General features: G+C 40.7%; 16 protein-coding genes and 1 tRNA gene. 4 read left to right on the top strand and 13 right to left on the bottom strand.

What is annotated here, in order from left to right:
* Together APA_RS17975 and APA_RS17980 are read left to right on the top strand one after the other, a co-directional pair.
* Window positions 1-551, top strand: a 551-nt coding sequence (locus APA_RS17975) for an IS630 family transposase (RefSeq protein ID WP_201320743.1), incomplete at its 5' end; no start/stop codon positions are given.
* A 44-nt stretch (window positions 552-595) separates the two neighbouring features.
* Window positions 596-2,311 carry an ATP-dependent endonuclease gene (locus APA_RS17980; protein ID WP_201323633.1) on the top strand — a complete coding sequence of 572 codons (1,716 nt, stop codon included), beginning with the start codon at window positions 596-598 and terminating at the stop codon, window positions 2,309-2,311.
* Between the two features lie 241 nt (window positions 2,312-2,552).
* On the opposite strand, the gene APA_RS17985 is transcribed toward APA_RS17980, so the two are convergent.
* The 7 genes from APA_RS17985 to APA_RS18015 form a co-directional block, all read right to left on the bottom strand.
* Window positions 2,553-2,777 (bottom strand): type II toxin-antitoxin system death-on-curing family toxin, encoded by a 225-nt coding sequence (locus tag APA_RS17985; RefSeq protein ID WP_236579822.1) that lies wholly within the window; start codon window positions 2,775-2,777, stop codon window positions 2,553-2,555.
* Window positions 2,778-2,788: 11 nt separating this feature from the next.
* A complete protein-coding gene (locus APA_RS17990; protein ID WP_201323634.1) occupies window positions 2,789-2,944 on the bottom strand; it encodes a hypothetical protein in 156 nt (51 codons plus the stop codon).
* Window positions 2,941-3,165 (bottom strand): AbrB/MazE/SpoVT family DNA-binding domain-containing protein, encoded by a 225-nt coding sequence (locus APA_RS17995; protein WP_201323635.1) that lies wholly within the window; start codon window positions 3,163-3,165, stop codon window positions 2,941-2,943. The genes APA_RS17990 and APA_RS17995 overlap by 4 nt, the downstream gene beginning before the upstream one ends.
* Before the next feature lie 115 nt (window positions 3,166-3,280).
* The gene (aspS, locus tag APA_RS18000; protein WP_201323755.1) at window positions 3,281-5,074 is read right to left on the bottom strand and encodes an aspartate--tRNA ligase; all 1,794 of its coding nucleotides are present in this window, start codon (window positions 5,072-5,074) and stop codon (window positions 3,281-3,283) included.
* Between the two features lie 170 nt (window positions 5,075-5,244).
* Window positions 5,245-5,640, bottom strand: coding sequence for a low molecular weight phosphatase family protein (locus APA_RS18005; protein ID WP_201323636.1), 396 nt, complete (start codon window positions 5,638-5,640; stop codon window positions 5,245-5,247).
* A 110-nt stretch (window positions 5,641-5,750) separates the two neighbouring features.
* Entirely contained in the window at window positions 5,751-6,245 is a 495-nt protein-coding gene (locus tag APA_RS18010) for a hypothetical protein (protein ID WP_201323637.1), read from the bottom strand.
* A gap of 312 nt (window positions 6,246-6,557) precedes the next feature.
* Window positions 6,558-7,391 carry a pentapeptide repeat-containing protein gene (locus APA_RS18015; protein ID WP_201323638.1) on the bottom strand — a complete coding sequence of 278 codons (834 nt, stop codon included), beginning with the start codon at window positions 7,389-7,391 and terminating at the stop codon, window positions 6,558-6,560.
* A 77-nt stretch (window positions 7,392-7,468) separates the two neighbouring features.
* Here APA_RS18015 and APA_RS18020 point away from each other — a divergent pair, with 77 nt between their 5' ends.
* Window positions 7,469-8,425 (top strand): ABC transporter ATP-binding protein, encoded by a 957-nt coding sequence (locus APA_RS18020; RefSeq protein ID WP_201323639.1) that lies wholly within the window; start codon window positions 7,469-7,471, stop codon window positions 8,423-8,425.
* Between the two features lie 58 nt (window positions 8,426-8,483).
* On the opposite strand, the gene APA_RS18025 is transcribed toward APA_RS18020, so the two are convergent.
* The 6 genes from APA_RS18025 to APA_RS18050 all read right to left on the bottom strand — a co-directional run bounded on the left by APA_RS18025 (window position 8,484) and on the right by APA_RS18050 (window position 16,386).
* Window positions 8,484-11,090 carry an EAL domain-containing protein gene (locus APA_RS18025; RefSeq protein ID WP_201323640.1) on the bottom strand — a complete coding sequence of 869 codons (2,607 nt, stop codon included), beginning with the start codon at window positions 11,088-11,090 and terminating at the stop codon, window positions 8,484-8,486.
* Between the two features lie 488 nt (window positions 11,091-11,578).
* A complete protein-coding gene (locus APA_RS18030) occupies window positions 11,579-11,806 on the bottom strand; it encodes a hypothetical protein (protein WP_201323641.1) in 228 nt (75 codons plus the stop codon).
* 209 nt (window positions 11,807-12,015) lie between these two features.
* Window positions 12,016-12,088 (bottom strand) — tRNA-Val (locus APA_RS18035).
* Window positions 12,089-12,246: 158 nt separating this feature from the next.
* Window positions 12,247-13,605: an 8-oxoguanine deaminase gene (locus tag APA_RS18040; RefSeq protein WP_201323642.1), complete on the bottom strand. Its 1,359-nt coding sequence runs from the start codon at window positions 13,603-13,605 to the stop codon at window positions 12,247-12,249.
* A gap of 257 nt (window positions 13,606-13,862) precedes the next feature.
* Window positions 13,863-14,567, bottom strand: a complete 705-nt coding sequence (msrA, locus tag APA_RS18045) for a peptide-methionine (S)-S-oxide reductase MsrA (protein WP_201323643.1) — start codon at window positions 14,565-14,567, stop codon at window positions 13,863-13,865.
* Window positions 14,568-14,676: 109 nt separating this feature from the next.
* Window positions 14,677-16,386 carry an ATP-binding protein gene (locus APA_RS18050; RefSeq protein WP_201323644.1) on the bottom strand — a complete coding sequence of 570 codons (1,710 nt, stop codon included), beginning with the start codon at window positions 16,384-16,386 and terminating at the stop codon, window positions 14,677-14,679.
* A gap of 332 nt (window positions 16,387-16,718) precedes the next feature.
* Here APA_RS18050 and APA_RS18055 point away from each other — a divergent pair, with 332 nt between their 5' ends.
* Window positions 16,719-17,471 carry a cell wall metabolism sensor histidine kinase WalK gene (locus tag APA_RS18055; RefSeq protein ID WP_201323645.1) on the top strand — a complete coding sequence of 251 codons (753 nt, stop codon included), beginning with the start codon at window positions 16,719-16,721 and terminating at the stop codon, window positions 17,469-17,471.
* The last annotated feature ends 18 nt before the right edge of the window (window positions 17,472-17,489 follow it).

A 17,489-nucleotide genomic window follows, 5' to 3' on the forward strand; every position in this document is an offset into this window, starting at 1 on the left:
ATAGAGAGAAACAGCAACAACTCACCGAATTGCTTGAACAGGAAATGCAGGGCAAAATCGATTTGCGATATCTTGATGAAAGTGGCTTTTCTTTGACTCCACCGATTCCCTATGCTTGGCAAGAGAAAGGACTGGGTTTAAGCCTACCCAGTCAACGTAGTAAGCGGTTAAATGTCGTGGGGTTGATGAATCGAAACAATGACTTATCTGCTTATGTTTTTGAACGTAGTATCACCAGTGCAGTCATTCTCGCTTGTATTGATGACTTTGCTCGCCAATCTACCAAGCCTACTGTGATTGTTATGGATAAAGCCTCTATTCACACCAGTCAAATGATTAATGAAAAACTGGAGGAGTGGAAAAGTCAGCAAGTCGAGATTTTTCTGTTGCCTCCTTATAGTCCCCAGTTAAACTTGATTGAAATTTTATGGCGGTTTATGAAATATGAGTGGATTGAACTAAATGCATATGAATCTTGGGAAAGTTTAGTCTCATATGTTGAAAAAGTTCTTCGAGAGTTTGGTTCAAAATATGTAATTAATTTTGCTTAACTACTTAATGGTTCGATTAGCAAGTTGCAAAGGTGTTTTCTAATATGGATTTAAATTGGGTAAAACTACAAGGATATAAGCGCTTAATATCAGCAACTCTTCATACATCGGGAAAAGTTGTAGCGATTGTTGGTTCAAATGAGGCAGGAAAAAGCTCAATTTTACAAGCACTTCAGCATCTTAGCCATAACATGCGATTCAGACCTCAGGAATTAAATCGTGGTAATGAGTCACGAAATGAAGAAGATGTAGTAATCGAAGCTGGATTTTTACTTGATGATAATGATCGTGAAGCAATTTCACACTTATTCCAAGGTGATAAAGTCAGACAGTTTAAGCTTACAAAATTACTCAATGGAACAAGAAAATGGGAAATTACGCCTAAGCCAAATCGAATGGCAAAACAATATAATGGTGATGCAAAAAACCTGAGTGACCTTTCAAAAGAATTAACTGATCCATGTAAAGAAATGGAAGAAATATTGACTCAGAGAATTCCTAGAATACTATTTTTTGATGAAGCACAACGGGACTTAAAATCTACATATGAATTATCTAATCTGGCTACATCTCCGCCTCCAGCACTCCGTAATTTGGCAAGTTTAGCAAAATTAGATCTTGTCAATCTTCATGCTGCTCTTTCAGCAGGTGATCAAGCTAAAGTTCAAACATTTTTGAATAAGGCAAACGTTCAAATAATTAATGTTGTTAAAGATAAATGGTCGCAATCAAGAGTAAAAGTCCGTTTAAGTACTAATGGCTTAACATTACACGTCCATATTGAAAATGAACAGATGGATTGTACTAACCTTGAGGATCGGAGTGATGGGTTACGCCAATTTGTAGCATTAATAAACTTTCTTGAATCTGAGCATACTGATCAAAGACCTATTTTATTGATTGATGAAGCAGAAACCCATTTACATTACGATGCTCAGGCAGATTTAATGAACATGTTTGCTAAGCAGTCACTAGCTGTAAAAGTTATATATACAACTCATTCTGCTGGCTGTTTACCTGAAGATCTTGGCAATGGCGTAAGATGTGTTCTACCGATAAAAGGCAAAGAAGAAAGTAAGATTGAGAACAATTTTTGGGCAATAGATAAACAAGATAAACGTGCTGGGTTTTCTCCACTTCTATTCAGTATGGGAGCAAGTAGTTTAGCTTTTATTCCAATTCGCAAAGCTGTTTTCGTAGAAGGAGCAACAGACATGCTTCTTTTGCCAACGATGTTTCGCCAAGTAAGTGATAAGTCATACTTAGGATTTCAGATCGCCCCTGGACTCTCAGAAACTAAAAATTCATTTTTGAGGCTATTAAAAAACGAAGCTCCGATGGTATCGTTTCTTGTTGACAAAGATAAAGGCGCGGAAAAACTCATTAAAGATCTCAGAGAGGCTGAAATTGACGATTCTCAAATTTTTCAACTACCTTGCGATGAAGGTTCAGTTCTCGAAGATTGTATTTCTAAGGAACTATATCTAGAAGCAGTTAATAAACTACTTCAGGACTGGAATCAAAATGTATGTACCATGCTTTTGGAAGAATTACCTGACATCAATCGTCCAAAGGCAGTGGAGGAATGGTGTAAAGATAAAAAAATTAAGTCGCCAGACAAGAAAAATATTGCATATTGTCTTCTGGACTTTGCTAATGGCGAGCGACAGGAGTTTCTTGTTCAAAAAAACTTGAAGCAATCATTTAAGGAATTGTATGATTCTATAGTTAAATGCCTAAAAATAGAAAATTCTATTTAGCACCTAATTTCTAAACCATTATCATTATTCTAAAAATTCCTATTCAGATACCAAAGTCTAAGTAGAGATCGCTATATTGAAGTGGTATTGATAAGTCATTATGAAAATATTTTTAGATAATACTCCCTTCCCAGTCAAGAAATAGCGGTGCGGGGCTTCGCACCGCTATTTTTTGGTTTTATATGTGTATTTCTTTGGTGGGAAGGGAGTATCTGAATATTTAATTTTCCTAACCTAGCGATCACGCATTAGATGCAATCCATTCAGATAACCTAGATTGTTCCACTTCTGCAAAACCTGATTGCTCAGCTAAACCTAGAAAAAATGCCGCTGCTTCATCTTCATCTGCCACAAGTTCAAATCCATTCAATTGGAGAAAAACATCTACAGCAGCGAGAGAAACTTGTTTGTTAACGTCAAAGAAACAATGATTTTTCGCAAATCCATAACCATAGGCAGCAGCCAAATCAAACAGATTTATATCTGATCCATAGTGAAATAAATTTTGTGGTTTTGTAATGTAGAAGCTAATAGACCTTCATCAAGGATGCCATAGGAACCTCCATGTTCCTCAATCAAAGCTTCATGAATTAGTCGGATTTCCGCTTCTGGTATCCATCTAGGTTCATTCATTTTGCTAACTTTTTCAAAGCATTTCGATATTTCTTGCGCGTAATTTCAAAAGCTGACATAGCAGAATCCAACTCTGGAGTATAAGGAGTCAAGCAAACCCCATCTTGAGTTTCAGTCACTATTAGAGTGTCTCCTTCAGCCAAATTAAATTTTCTCACTATTTCATCTGAGAAGTTAGCTCCCACCGAATTGCCCATCTTGTGAATTTTGAGGATATCCATAGGTATTTACAAAACAGTCCCACTACAAGTGTATCAATATTTTCACTAGCGATCGCTAACATCTCAAGATAGCGATCGCATAAACAGAAAAGGTGAGCAATGCCCACCTTTTCTGTTAGTTTTTAGCAAGCGGTAGTGACAACTTGACATGCAGCTCTTTCAACTGCGAGTCATCGACGCTTGATGGCGCATCAGTCAACAAGTCGCGTGCTTGCTGTGTTTTCGGGAAAGCAATCACATCGCGGATCGAGTCTGCTCCAGCAATCAACATCACTAGGCGATCAAGTCCAAAGGCTAAACCGCCATGAGGAGGAGTGCCATATTCAAAGGCTTCCATCAGGAAGCCAAACTTCTCTTTTGCCTGCTCATCGGTAAGCCCGATCGCAGCAAACACCTTTTCTTGGACTTCACGCTTATGGATACGAATACTACCACCACCGATTTCTGTACCATTTAGTACAAGGTCATAGGCGAGGGCGATCGTATTGACATTAATGGGTTGACCATCTGCAATATCTTCAGGACGAGGCGATGTGAAAGGATGGTGCAAAGCTTCCAATCTTTTCTCGTCAGCGTTCCACTCAAACATCGGGAAGTCAGTGATCCAGACAAAGTTTAACTTGTCGTGATCAATTAGTCCCAACTCATGACCAAGAGCTAAACGCAAGCGATAGAGAGATTCATTAACGATCGCCTTTTCCCCAGCACCAAATAGCAAGATCGTGCCTGCGGTTGCGCCCGTGCGTTCTAGCAATTCCTGCTTAACTTCTTCGGTGAGGCTGTCTTTGAGAGCGCCAATTGTATCGATCGCACCATCTTCGCGGACGCGGATAAAGGCTAGTCCCTTTGCCCCGTATTGAGCGACCAGATTGGCAAGGTCACCGCCTGGTTTGATGCGTGTATTAGAAATCGCCGCATCGCCACCAATTACAGGCAGGACTTTAATCATGCCGCCATTAGCGACCGTGTTGGCAAACACTTTGAACCCTGAATTAGCAAATAAATCAGTGACATTCACCAATTCCATGCCAAAGCGAGTATCAGGGCGATCGCAGCCATATCGATCCATTGACTCGGCATAGGTGAGACGAGGAAAATCGCCAAGTTCCTGACCTTTAACGGTTTTGAAAATATAACGAATCAGGTTCTCATTTAACTCGATGATTTCTTCTTGGGACATGAAACTCATTTCCATGTCCAGTTGTGTAAATTCGGGTTGGCGATCGGCGCGAAGGTCTTCATCGCGGAAACATCGGGCAATTTGATAATAGCGATCGCAACCACCCACCATCAACAGTTGCTTAAACAACTGTGGTGACTGCGGCAGTGCGTACCATTGGCCTGCATTCACGCGGCTGGGGACGAGGTAATCTCTTGCACCTTCAGGTGTAGAACGACAAAGAATCGGTGTTTCTACTTCCATAAAGTGATGTTCATCTTCGAGGAAACGACGAATCGATTTGACTACTTCAAAGCGTAGTTTGAGATTATTGGCTAGGCGATCGCCACGCATATCGAGGTAGCGATATTTAAGACGCAATTCTTCTTTAATCGTGTCTGCTTCAGAAATCAGGAATGGTAACGGTTTGCTGACAGCGTTGAGTAATTCAATCGATTCAGCATAAATTTCGACCTCACCTGTGGCAAGCTTCGGATTGAGTGACTCGTCTGGGCGCTTAGAAACTTTGCCGATAATTCTGACTACATATTCATTGCGCATTTCCCCTGCAAGTTCATAGGAGACGGGAGTACGCTGGGGATCGCTGACTATTTGCAAGATTCCTGTGCGATCGCGCAAATCTAAAAAGATCACGCCACCATGATCCCGTCTGCGATCGATCCAACCGCACAAGCTTACTGTTTGTCCGATCTGTTTGGCATTGAGGTGACCGCAATAGTGACTACGCATCATGTTTTTCGGGAAGACTTGATTATAAAATCGTGATTTTGAACATTGTCTATGATAACTGCTAATGCGTTAGTGACTTGCCTTATTCGTGATTTGTCTTTGCGATCGCAATTTTTTTGCAAATCATCTTGTTTGCGATAAATTCCTGAACACTGTGTACTCTCTGGCTCCTAAGTTGGATAGCGCATCAAAAGAACGTCAACTTTATCCCTGATCTCGTCCCTAATATATCGAAACGATTCGACCAGATCTCCTTCTGGTTGAGGTAAAATCCATTCATCAAAAAACCGACGTAGCATCCATTTGTCTGGTAGTCTCATACTGAAATTGCATAGTGAAATTACAGCGTCGAAATGTTCTGGATGGGAATCGCTCAGAAGTTTTGTCTTATGGTCACTGAGGTCAATCCCAACTTCATTCATAACGCGAATAAAATTAGGGCTGGGTTCACCGATACTAAGTCCCGAACTCGCCACTGATATCGTGTCTTGTGTGAAATCACGCATCCAAGCTTCAGCTATTTGAGAGTAGGTATTGTCTTTGCAGACAAACATTATATTTTTCATTGATTCAGGCTTTCTCCTAATTTAATTAATAGTGATAAAGATTTCAGGATTTTACAGCTAGAATATGTGGCGATTTTCATCACTCATCCCTACAAAATCCTGAGAGAAGACTAATCGACAATTGGGACAATTGGATAGAAGTGATTCTCGGAGGCAACATAACACCATGCCATGCCTTCTGGATCATGTTTTTTAGTCCATTCAGCGAAAGTGCTTTTATCTTTCTTTTGATTTAATGTGCGAACTGCAACAGCTAAGTGACTAGATAACTCTTCATCACTCAAAGCTGCAAAAACTCGCTCACTTGTATTAAGTGAAGAAGAGGCAATTGACAAAGACTCATCAGATACAGGGGGGGGCACCTGTTGTGAATCACTAGGCTTGTCTGCCAATTTAGTTTCTAGAGCTTCAACACGTTTTACCAAGCCATCAAAAAGATTGCTTTCAATAGGTTTGCAATCAGCCATTTCTAACTGTTGCAATGCTTGTACCAATAGAACTTCAACCATCGCTGCCATGCCCATTTTTGTTTCTTGGACACGCGCTTCTAACTTACTAAGCAAGGCATCGGGAAGCCTTACATTCAACTGTCTCTTTTTAGCCATTCACAACACCTCTGTGCTATCAAATGCTAGTATAAGCTATCTTGCTATAAAAAGCTAGCATTTAATAGTTTCTTTATTTTTTGAATATTTAAATCTCCGCTCTCGTTAGTCCTAAACAGGAAAAGATTTATATGGTAAGGATAGGTGGCGCGAAGCGCTGCCTATCCTTACCTCTTTAGTAATCTCTCTTAACATGTGCACATAAGTAGCTAAGAACTCAAGTTCTTGGCTAAAAGCTAAAGTCATCTAAAGCTGACTGAACAAAAACAATCTGTTTCAATGGGTTGTTTTTGTTCGGCACTTGAGTGCTGGCTAAAAGCTGAAAAGTCTCGTGAAGCGAGACTTTTCAGCTTTTATAAATTTGCTCAAAAACTTTTTCAACTCATCCGCTTGGAAATTATTATCATGCGGAAATCGCTCTCGCTGTGGATTCCAATATAAGTAGTCACATTGAGAGTTTGTAAATAAAGTATGCGAATCCAGCATCCATCCATCAACGCAGATTCCCGTTAATAAAGCAAAGGAAAAATCTGTATTCTCAATCAGCGCATGACTAAAATTAGCATCGGTTAAGTTTGCTTTTTGAAATGAAGTTCCATCTCTGCTCTGCATTGATTCGATCAGCCATCTGCCTAGATAAAAGGTCACGATCGCAGAAACAATCGCGGGAATCAAAAAAAGCAACGATGATGTAAAGCTGATGATGGTCAATCCCAATGTGAGCAAAATCATGACAGCAAAAATCAAGCCAAGACTCACCTCACCAAAAAAACTGGTGATTTGGGGGAATTTCCCCAAAATAGGATTCTGAAACAAGATTAAAACAAATGGAATAATGCTGACCAAAGCTCTACTTATTTTCCTGTAAATATCACCTAGCCAGCTAAACAAAAGACTATCAATCATCACGATCGCGAAACCGAATAAAATCATTGCGATCGCGCCCATAATCACCGAGAGAATTGCCATATTAACTTGTCGGGAAGTTTTTCCTGTAATTACACGCTCAAAGTTTGCCCCAATCAAAGTTGCTCTTGTAAAATCACATCCCCGCAAGTCAGCCCCACCAAAATCGGCTCCAGTAAGATCTAGCCCGACAAAAGATTGATCCTGTAAATTTTGGTTAGTGTAATTCAGGCTATTCATTTCAAAATTGAGTAGATGATATCTTCACAATTTATCAACAGGAAGGCTAAGATGACTATAATTTTTGTGGCAATCTCATGACAGCAGTACCTACGGTTCGCACTCACCGATTGACAAAACAGTTTGATAATCATGTGGCGGTAAATCATCTTGATTTACAGATAGATCGCGGTGAAGTCTATGGGCTAATTGGACCAAATGGTGCAGGTAAAACGACCTTGATTCGGATGCTCGCTGCTGCTGAGGAGCCAACCGCAGGCGAAATTTATATCAATGGAGCGCGGTTTTTGCGTGGTCAAAACAACCCCGAACTAAAGCGGCAATTAGGCTATTTACCTGATGATTTTCCACTTTACGACGATCTGACGGTTTGGGATTATCTCGATTATTTTGCGCGTTTATACTTCTTGCGAGATCCGCAGCGATCGCAAAGATTGTACGAAGTGATCGAGCTAGTGGAGCTAGAACAAAAAAAGAATGAACTAATTGCGACGCTCTCGCGAGGCATGAGACAACGCCTTAGCCTTGCACGCAGCATTATTCACAATCCCACTTTGTTATTACTTGACGAACCAGTCTCAGGACTTGACCCTCTTGCGAGGGTTCAGGTTCGCAATATCATCAAATCTCTGCAACAGCAAGGGATGACGATTCTGATTTCATCGCATATCTTGAGCGATCTTGCTGAAATCTGCACTTCGATTGGGATTATGGAGCTAGGGCGTTTAGTTGAAAGCTCAAGACTGCAAGCACTTTACGATCGCAGTAATCAAGATCAGCAACAATTACTAATCTCTACCTTAGGCAATCTTGAGGATTTGCAAACTGCTTTAAGGAAATCGGAGCGAGTACAGGAGATAGAATCTCTATCAGATGTTCCGAGTGTGCGTGTTCAGTTTATCGGCAGTATTGAAGACTGCGCTGCGTTGCTAAAGTCTTTGATTGAAGTAGGTATTCCTATTTCCAATTTCCATCGTACGCAAGAAACTCTAGAAAATATTTTCTTGAAACTAGGCTATAAGCAAACCAGCTAAGACTTCTGCAATTATTTTTTTGTAGAGCGGCGAAGCCGCTCTACAAAAAAATGGTTTCTTAGTCTGTTTGAGAAAGCGCGATCGCTTTCGAGCTTTTGACGATCACCTGCTCTGCGGCAGGTGCAGGCAGAGGACGTGAGAATAAATATCCTTGCCCATACTCGCAGCCTAATTTCTTTAGAATTTCCACCTGCTGCTCTGTCTCTACCCCTTCAGCCACGACACTCATGTTCAGGGTATGCGCCAACATCGTAATTGTGCGGACAATTTCGATATTCTCACCGCCATCAGTCATTTGATTCACAAAAGCACGATCGATTTTGAGGATATTAATTGGAAAGCGATGTAAATAGCTCAGGGAAGAGTATCCCTGCCCAAAATCGTCAATACTCAGTTGAATATTTCGCGCCCTCAATTGAGCCAGTTTATTGATCGTCTGCTCACCTTGATCCATCAACGTACTTTCCGTGATTTCTAAACGGATAGAACCACCATCAATACCAGTTTCCGCAAGAATAACATCGAGCTTATCTAACAAATCAGGTTCGCGAATTTGATGGCTAGCTAAATTAATGCTCATCTTCAAATTAGCAGCTTCAGGAAATTTATGTAGCCAAGTTTTTAGTTGTTGACAGGCTTCTTTTAAAACCCAATCACCGACAGCAATAATTAATCCCGTATCTTCAGCAAGCGGAATAAACTCTATGGGAGAAATGAAACCACGTTTGGGATTCTTCCAACGGATGAGCGCTTCAAATCCTGATAATTCGTCAGTGATTAGAGAAACAATTGGCTGATAGTAAAGCTCAAACTCTTTATGCTCAAGGGCGTAATGCAGTTCACTCTCTAACTGAGTTAACCTGAGAGTCTGTTCATACATCTCCTGATCAAAGAGTGTATAACGTCCTTTGCCCAGAGATTTTGCCCGATACATGGCAATATCAGCATCCCTCAGCAAATCAGCACAATTATCATAATCGGGCGTGCTAATCACAATACCAATACTAGCGCTGGGGAAAATTGCCTCACCTTTGATGATTACGGGAGATAGAAACTTATTGAGAATGCGATCGGCAACTACTAATGCTTCTCCCACATCTTGAATGTCATCAACGAGAATTGTAAATTCATCACCGCCAAGCCTAGCAACTGTATCGATAGAGCGTAAGCAATCTTGTAAAAGCTCAGCGATCGCTTGTAAAAATAGATCGCCTACACTATGTCCAAGACTATCGTTAATCATTTTGAATCGATCTAAGTCAATAAAAAAGATTGCAAACAGATAATTAGAATGCCGTTTACTATATTTGATCGCATGTTCTACACGATCCATAAATAGATTGCGATTGGGTAAGCCTGTTAAGGCATCATGGGAGGCATCATGGGCGAGTAATTCGATTGAATCAGAAAGTGCAGAATTCAGTTCTCGTAGGCGTGAAATATACATATAGCTCTGCATCACAAGCATGGAGCCAATATAAGTAAACAAAGCAGGTGCTACTGGTATCCACCAACCTGATAGAAATAGTAAATAGCTCCCACCAATAAGAAAGCCTGTACAGGAGATCACTGTACCAGTTAGAAAAATCAAGCGTTTAGTCGAGAATATCCAAACAATTGCTGCCCCAGCAATTGCCCAAGCTGCAATCCATAGTTCTTCCCAAATATCTGACCAGACTCTAAATAGAGGGCGATTATCAAGTACTGCTCCCAGAACCAATTTGACAATATTTGCTTGGAATTCTACCCCCGAAATTTGAGCAGGTGAGGTTATAAAATTACTGCTGTAGGGAGTATAAAAAACATCATTAAGACTAGATGCCTGTGGCCCTATCAGGACAATGCGATCGCGCATTAGTTGCGGATCAATGCGATTTTCTAAAATATCTTCAAGGGAAATATGGCGAAATTTTTGATAGGAGCCATGGTAGTTCATTAGAACTTGATACCCACCAGCATCAACATGAATATATCCACCATCAGTGCTTTCTAAAGGTCTGAAAATCGTTTTGCCAAGTTGTAAATATCTGGATTCTGACGGTGGTGGTTCTATTCCTTGATCTTTTAAATATCTAAGCGCGATCGCTAAACCTAGACTTGGTAATCCTTCATCACCTTCAGGCACTGGATACAGTAAAGCACGGCGCAATCTTCCGTCAGGATCGATAATTATGTCATTCGCCGATACTTGACCTAATGCTTTTAAAGTGGGTGGTGGATTAATGACAGGGCTAAAGCGATCGCCAATACTTTTTTCGATGCCAATCAAGTTGGGAGTGGTTTTGAATACCTGCTCTAATTCTGCGTAGCCATCGCCTACAGGAATATCTCGATATAGATCTAAGCCAATAACTTTGGGCTTTTGATCGCGGATTTTACGCAAGATTTGGGCGAGTACATGATCGGATGCGGGCCATTTACCCAAATAACGAATATCAGACTCTTGCACCCCGACAATAATAATTCTTTCATCCACTGGCTCCGCAGGTCGCAGTTGGATAAATAGATCAAAGGCTGCCCATTCACTAGGCTGCAACCATCCTAACCAGCGCAGCCCGAATATTAGCAAGTAGATGCTGCCACTAGACAGGAAAAAACCTCCCCACTGCTGGAATCTAAGTGGTAATTTTCCCCAACTTGACTTTAAAGTTTTAATAGCGATCATTAAAAGAAGTTTAGTTGAACTTGCTTCGTTAAGCCTAACTTGTAGTCGTAATTCCTAAATAGGCTACAAGCTATGGTAAGGATTGCTAAGTTTTAATGCTGATATCAAAGCGATTTAATCCTACCAAATTAATGCTTTGATGTATGCAAGCTCTTTGTCGTAAGCTAACGTGAGTTGGGGCTATGAGTTGGGGCTAATTTATATAGCCATATTCACTTTTCCAGAGGGTGTGCGGCGGTGCGAAGCACTGCCGCGCAACACTTACAACACTTATTAGATAAAATTAAAAAAGAAGGACATGCTGAGCATGTCCTTCTTTTGTTTGAAATTAAGCATTATGGCTGTTTCTTTATATTTTATAGATGAACTAATCTATTAACTATATTAGAGCTAGAATGCAAGGCTTACTATTAACTAAATTGTAGATAACTCTATAACTGTTGCTAAGAGAGCTAAAAGACTTAATCGCGCTAGATCGAAAACAGAGTTTACAAAATAGGATTTTGCAAAAGTAGTGATTGAGATGGTGTAAACACAACATTTAAGTGTAAGCGAGAGCCTCCACCTTGAGTACGTTGTGGTTTAGGACGATCAGTTGGGGTAAATCCCGCTTGATCATTTGCCAAAGCTAGTTCTGGTTGACCGACTGCAAAAATCATCCCCCCGATGAAGGCAACCGAAGCTGGCAGAATATTTTTGTATGACTTCAACAACATATAGATTCTGGCTCTTAAGCTACATACCAGATTTTACCCGATTTATGTAGAAAAGATTACTTTATATAACTTTTTGATAACTTTTTTTGCTCCAAATTCTTTTGACTGAACTCTTTCAGAAATATATCTAAATAATCCTTAATAATCCTTAACAATTCTCAGTAACAAAAAAAACTAGCACTGAATGCTAAGTCCTTTTTTTTTTTTGATGGGCGCTGACGGGCTCGAACCGCCGACATTCTCGGTGTAAACGAGACGCTCTACCAACTGAGCTAAGCGCCCTTTCTTGGTCTGTTTTTTTGACCTCAATTAATATAGCAGATAGCGATCGCATTTAGTCAACTATTTAGTCACAACCAATTTTGATATTTTTAGCGCCTACGGCGCTAAAAATATCTCGCAGACAAAAAGGTGGGGCGCATTGCGCCCCACCTTTTTGTCTACTCAACTAGCTTACGTGCAATCTTATTAATACGTTCGATCAGCGTTGGTAAATCTAGCGTGGTTAATTGACCGCGATCGACTACTTTGCGACCATTGATAAAGCTGTAGTCCACTGATGGCACTGGGCAAAATATTAAAGCTGCAACCAGATCGTGATGTGCGCCCGCAAATTGCGATCGCTCAATATCGATCGCTATAAAATCCGCCGCCATATTTGGGGCGATCGAGCCAATGTCATCACGACCCAAAACCCTAGCGCCACCCAATGTAGCAATTTCCAAAATCTCCCTAGCACTCATGGATGTGGGGTCGCACTCATTCACCCGCGCCAATAAAAAAGCAGTGCGAGCTTCTTGCAAAAGATTGCCTGTGTCGTTTGAAGCAGAGCCATCTACACCCAAGCCCACAGGCACTCCATGATTCAGCATTTTCCTGATTGGAGCAATGCCACTACCAAGGCGAGTATTACTGCAAGGACAATGTGCTACACCTGTCCCCGTGCGTGCAAATTGTGCGATCGAGTCATCACTCAGCTTTACACAATGGGCATGCCAGACATCATCACCTAGCCAGCCAACAGACTCAGCATAGTCTCCAGGGGGTTTACCGAATTTGGCTAGGCTGTAGTCTACATCCGATTTGTTCTCGGCTAGATGTGTATGCAATCTCACACTGGTATACGATCGCGCCATTTTTGCCGACTCGACCATTAAGTCTGGGGAGACAGAGAATGGAGAACAGGGCGCTAAAGTCATCCGTAACATGGCAAAGCGAGAAGAATCATGATATTGCTCGATCAGTCTTTGCGAGTCCTTGAGAATATCAACTTCCTTCTCAACTAAAGCATCAGGTGGAAGTCCACCTTGACTTTCACCGACGCTCATACTGCCACGACTTGCATGAAATCGCATTCCAATCTCTTGGATTCCTGCTATTTCATCATCCAGTTTGCAATCATTGGGATAGATATAAAGATGATCGCTCGCTGTTGTACAACCAGACAGAATTAGTTCAGCCGCCGCCATCTGAGCGCTGATATAGATACTCTCAGATGTGAGCTTTCCCCAAATGGGATAGAGAGTTTGCAACCAATTAAACAGAGTGCAATTTTGGGCGGCGGGAATAACTTTGGTGAGAACTTGATAAAAATGGTGATGGGTATTAACTAGCCCTGGGAGAACAATATGTTTACCCTGTAAGTCCAGCACCTCATCGGCAGTTTGAGGTAATTCAGTGGTCAGCCCCACCTGCTCAATCTCGTTATCTCTGACAAATATAGCTGCATCATGGAGTTCGCGGCGATCGCGATCCATGGTGACTAAGGTATGGATATTTTTGACTAGCAGTGTGGACATGGATTTGGCTAAGATTTAGAATGTGATTTTTTGCCAGAGCGGAGTGCTGGAAAGTAAGTTTTGATTTTTACACTAGAGTCTAGTAATTAATTGTCATCGTTGTAACCTATAGCAATGCTTGAGTTAGTTAGGACAAATCAAAACCCAAAAGAGTAATGGCGGCGCGAAGCGCCGCCATTACTCTTTTGGGTTTTATGTCCTAGCTATACATTCAGTAGGTTACATTTGCAAAAAGGTATGTTTTTATTAAACCGAGTTCAATATTTATATATTTCAGGAAACTGCTTTCTTAAATGGGCAAGTTTCGGAAGGTCATGAGCGACTACATAAGGATAGTCGGGATTGTGAACAATAAAATCTTGATGGTAATCCTCTGCTGCATAAAAACTCTCTAAAGGAGCTAACTGAGTCACCACAGGTTTAGAAAAACTTTTGGTCTGGTTGAGACGTTCAATATAAGCTGCTGCGATCTGCTGCTGCTCACTATTCGCGAAAAATATAGCCGAACGATATTGAGTGCCGCGATCAGGCCCTTGTCGATTTAGTTGGGTTGGGTCATGCGCTACATAAAAGTATATTTCAAGAAGCTTCTCGTAGGATATTTGGGAAGGATCGTAGGTGATTCTGATGGATTCAGCATGTCCTGTTCGTCCAGAACCGACAGCTTCATAATTAGCAGTTGCAGCACTTCCGCCAGAATAGCCAGAAACAACATTAGAAACTCCTTTAAGATGCTCAAACACTGCTTCTGTTCCCCAAAAGCACCCTCCTGCGAATACGGCTGTCTTCATTCCTTTCTGATTGACAGTAGGGATAGCAGTAGAAGTTTGAGTTGCGCTAGACTCAGTGTTACGAGGCTCAGTATTAATCGCCTTACCCGAAACAAGAGAGTTCAGAAATAAAGATGCGATCGCGAGACTACCAATAATGCCGCCACAAACATATAAACTTCGCTGAAACATATTCTTAAGAGCTTTAACTTTATGGATTGTATAAGTAGTACGAAGTGCGATCGCTATTGGATGAATTTACATAGAAAATTGTAAGAGACTCACCCGCAGGGTGAGTCTCTTATGTGGCTATCGGCAATAAAACACTAACGATCGTGCCTGCGATCGGTGAAGATTCAATTTCTAATATGCCACCATGCGCTTCTACAATCTTTTTGACGATCGCCAAACCTAAGCCATTCCCCGAAGGTTTAGTGGTAATAAATGGCTTTGTTAAATTCGGTAAAAGCTCAGAGGGAATAGGTGTGCCTCTATTTTGTACTTGCATACAAATTTGGCGAGAACTGATCAAAGAAGAAAAACTTACAGAAATTTTTTCACCTTCTGGTACTGCTTCACAGGCATTTTGTAATAGGTTGATCAAGACCTGAGTTAATTTATCTTTATCTCCGAAGATTATCAGTGGTTCAGGCATTGCTTCAAAACCTATTTGCTTGCCAATTGCAACTTGCGTACTAGAAATATTTTTAATTAGCTCCAAAGTTAGTTCGTTCATATCAATAGGAATGACTTGAATAACCTCATGTTTTGCATAGAGTAGAATCTCATTTAAAAGTCGCTTAAGACGTTCTGCTTCATCTAAAGCTAGGGTTAATCGCTTCCTCGCATTCTCAGACAGTTCCATTCGATGAAAGAAGTCTAAGCCCATCATTACTGTGGTTAGAGGGTTGCGAACTTCATGAACAATTGTGGCAGCCAGTTCTCCAATTTCTGAAAGCCTTTCCATTGTTTTAATCGTGCGCTGTTGCTCTTGTTGCCGCTCGGTAATATCTTCAGCAATTCCAGCAACTCGATAAATTTGCCCATTTTTATCAATAATCGGAAAAGCTTGATCTCGAATGATTCTGAGACTGCCATCTGGTCGGACAATCCGATATTCAAGATCGTAATTACCTCCATCTAAAAATACCTTCTTAAATGCTATTGATATCCTCTCTCGATCTTCAGGAATAACAGCATTTAAGCAAACTGCGCCATCCTCATACCATTGTTCGATGGGAATACCCCATACTTTCTCAAACATTGGACTCATGTATATTGGCTTCCTATCATGGGAATACATCCATACCAACGGCTCCAAATTTTCCGCAATCAAGCGTAACTGTTCTTCACTCTTTTGTAAGGCTTGTTCTACTTCCTGCCGTTCTTTGATCTCAGAATGTAATGCTAGATTTATTTCTTGTTGCTTTTGATAGAGATTATAGTTGTCAATGGCTGTAGCAGCGCGTTCAGCAAAAATTTCCACCAATATCATTTCTTCATGAGTAAATTTACGTGGTTGCCGATGAAAAGAACAGATCGTGCCAATAATTTCCCCAGTTGGAAGTCTCAAAGGTGCTCCTAAATAAGCTAAATAGCCATCTGGTGGTTCGCCGTAACTTTTATCTATAGATGTGTCTTCTACATATAGGCATCTACCATTACGAATTACAGTTTCAGTGAGAGTACCATGCAAACTAATTTGATAGTCTTCCTCGATACCCATATCAATTGAGCTAGCTAAAACTCTTTCAAATCCTTCACGACATAGAGTTACTACTGCCCAATCTAAGTCCAGTAATTCACTAACGCTATTTGCTACTAGTTGGAGATAGCCTTTCAACTCACCTGTACGATAACTGAGAGAGGATAGGACTTCTAAGGTTCGTTGTTGCTTTTTAATGCGGTTTCGACTAGGCAGCAGCAAAGCTGAAATGGTAAATTTAATGCCTTTTAGAAATACTTTAACTAACTTCAACATATAGCGATAAAGACGGTTCAGGTATTTCATGAAAAGATGCTCAGCTGAAACTCAGCTTTTACTAATTAATTATTTAAAGGTAAATCATATTGCAGAGATAGAGAAGAGTAATAATTATTTATATAAATTCTCAACTTTTTTGATGTTAGCTGTTTACGCTACCAAGCACAATCTAAGATTTTTCCTTACAGCAATTTCCGATCAAACGAACTACAATAATTTTTTTGAAAGTGTTGCTTAGTAATACTTTCAAAAAAATTATTGGTTCGGGTTTGAGCGCAAAGCGCTGTAAATGAATTTTGGTCAGCATCGCAATTTTAGTGTGGCGATCGCTAATTTTTTTTTACAATAACGTGGTTGATATGAGTGACTTTACTTTAACTCCTTCGAGTGAGACATCTGCAAAAAAGCTGATGGTAAGTCTTGACGAGGCTCAAGCCCAACAATTGCAACTAATAGGAAACTTCTCTCATGAGATGCGAACTCCATTAAGTTTGGTATATGGCTATATGCAAAGCATACACCGCCGTAATGAAAACCTTACGGATCTCCAAAAGAATGCCCTAGAGATTGCTATGTTTGAAATGAAGCATACCATTCAATTATTGCAAGAATCTCTTGATCTAGCAAGATTAGATTGTCACGCCATTTGTTTGCGCCGCGAATCAGTGCCATTGCATGGGTTAATATCTGAAGCGATCGCATTTTCTCCGCAAGTCAAATCTCGTGAAATTACCGTTGAATCTGAGGAGTCAAATATTTTAGTGCTAGCTGATGCTGCTCGCCTCCAACAAGTTTTATTAAGGTTGATTGATAATGCTGTGAAGTATTCGGATACTGCGATTACGATTAGATTAGAAAAGTCAGGAGATTATGTGGCGATCAGTATCTGCGATCGCGGTTGTGGTATTGACCTGCAAGATCAACTAAATATTTTTAACCCTTTTTATCGTGTTGATCGCTCCCGTAATCGTGACACGGGTGGAGCAGGCTTGGGTTTGGCGATCGCCAAGGTTTTGGTTGAAGGTATGGGCGGAACTCTAAATGTGTATTCTCAACTAGGCGAAGGCAGTATCTTTAAGATTATTCTCAAATCTCTTGTGAGTAGTGCTTGATGTCTATGCTACTCACAC

Source organism: Pseudanabaena sp. lw0831, from assembly GCF_016584665.1.
Taxonomy (GTDB): domain Bacteria; phylum Cyanobacteriota; class Cyanobacteriia; order Pseudanabaenales; family Pseudanabaenaceae; genus Pseudanabaena.

Bases quoted from the DNA above. Each gene is read 5' to 3' on its own strand.
- APA_RS17980 (WP_201323633.1), top strand. From the start codon at position 596: ATGGATTTAAATTGGGTAAAACTACAAGGATATAAGCGCTTAATATCA.
- APA_RS17990 (WP_201323634.1), bottom strand. From the start codon at position 2,944: ATGAATGAACCTAGATGGATACCAGAAGCGGAAATCCGACTAATTCAT.
- APA_RS17995 (WP_201323635.1), bottom strand. From the start codon at position 3,165: ATGGATATCCTCAAAATTCACAAGATGGGCAATTCGGTGGGAGCTAAC.
- aspS (WP_201323755.1), bottom strand. From the start codon at position 5,074: ATGCGTAGTCACTATTGCGGTCACCTCAATGCCAAACAGATCGGACAA.
- APA_RS18005 (WP_201323636.1), bottom strand. From the start codon at position 5,640: ATGAAAAATATAATGTTTGTCTGCAAAGACAATACCTACTCTCAAATA.
- APA_RS18010 (WP_201323637.1), bottom strand. From the start codon at position 6,245: ATGGCTAAAAAGAGACAGTTGAATGTAAGGCTTCCCGATGCCTTGCTT.
- APA_RS18015 (WP_201323638.1), bottom strand. From the start codon at position 7,391: ATGAATAGCCTGAATTACACTAACCAAAATTTACAGGATCAATCTTTT.
- APA_RS18020 (WP_201323639.1), top strand. From the start codon at position 7,469: ATGACAGCAGTACCTACGGTTCGCACTCACCGATTGACAAAACAGTTT.
- APA_RS18025 (WP_201323640.1), bottom strand. From the start codon at position 11,090: ATGATCGCTATTAAAACTTTAAAGTCAAGTTGGGGAAAATTACCACTT.
- APA_RS18030 (WP_201323641.1), bottom strand. From the start codon at position 11,806: ATGTTGTTGAAGTCATACAAAAATATTCTGCCAGCTTCGGTTGCCTTC.
- APA_RS18040 (WP_201323642.1), bottom strand. From the start codon at position 13,605: ATGTCCACACTGCTAGTCAAAAATATCCATACCTTAGTCACCATGGAT.
- msrA (WP_201323643.1), bottom strand. From the start codon at position 14,567: ATGTTTCAGCGAAGTTTATATGTTTGTGGCGGCATTATTGGTAGTCTC.
- APA_RS18050 (WP_201323644.1), bottom strand. From the start codon at position 16,386: ATGAAATACCTGAACCGTCTTTATCGCTATATGTTGAAGTTAGTTAAA.
- APA_RS18055 (WP_201323645.1), top strand. From the start codon at position 16,719: ATGAGTGACTTTACTTTAACTCCTTCGAGTGAGACATCTGCAAAAAAG.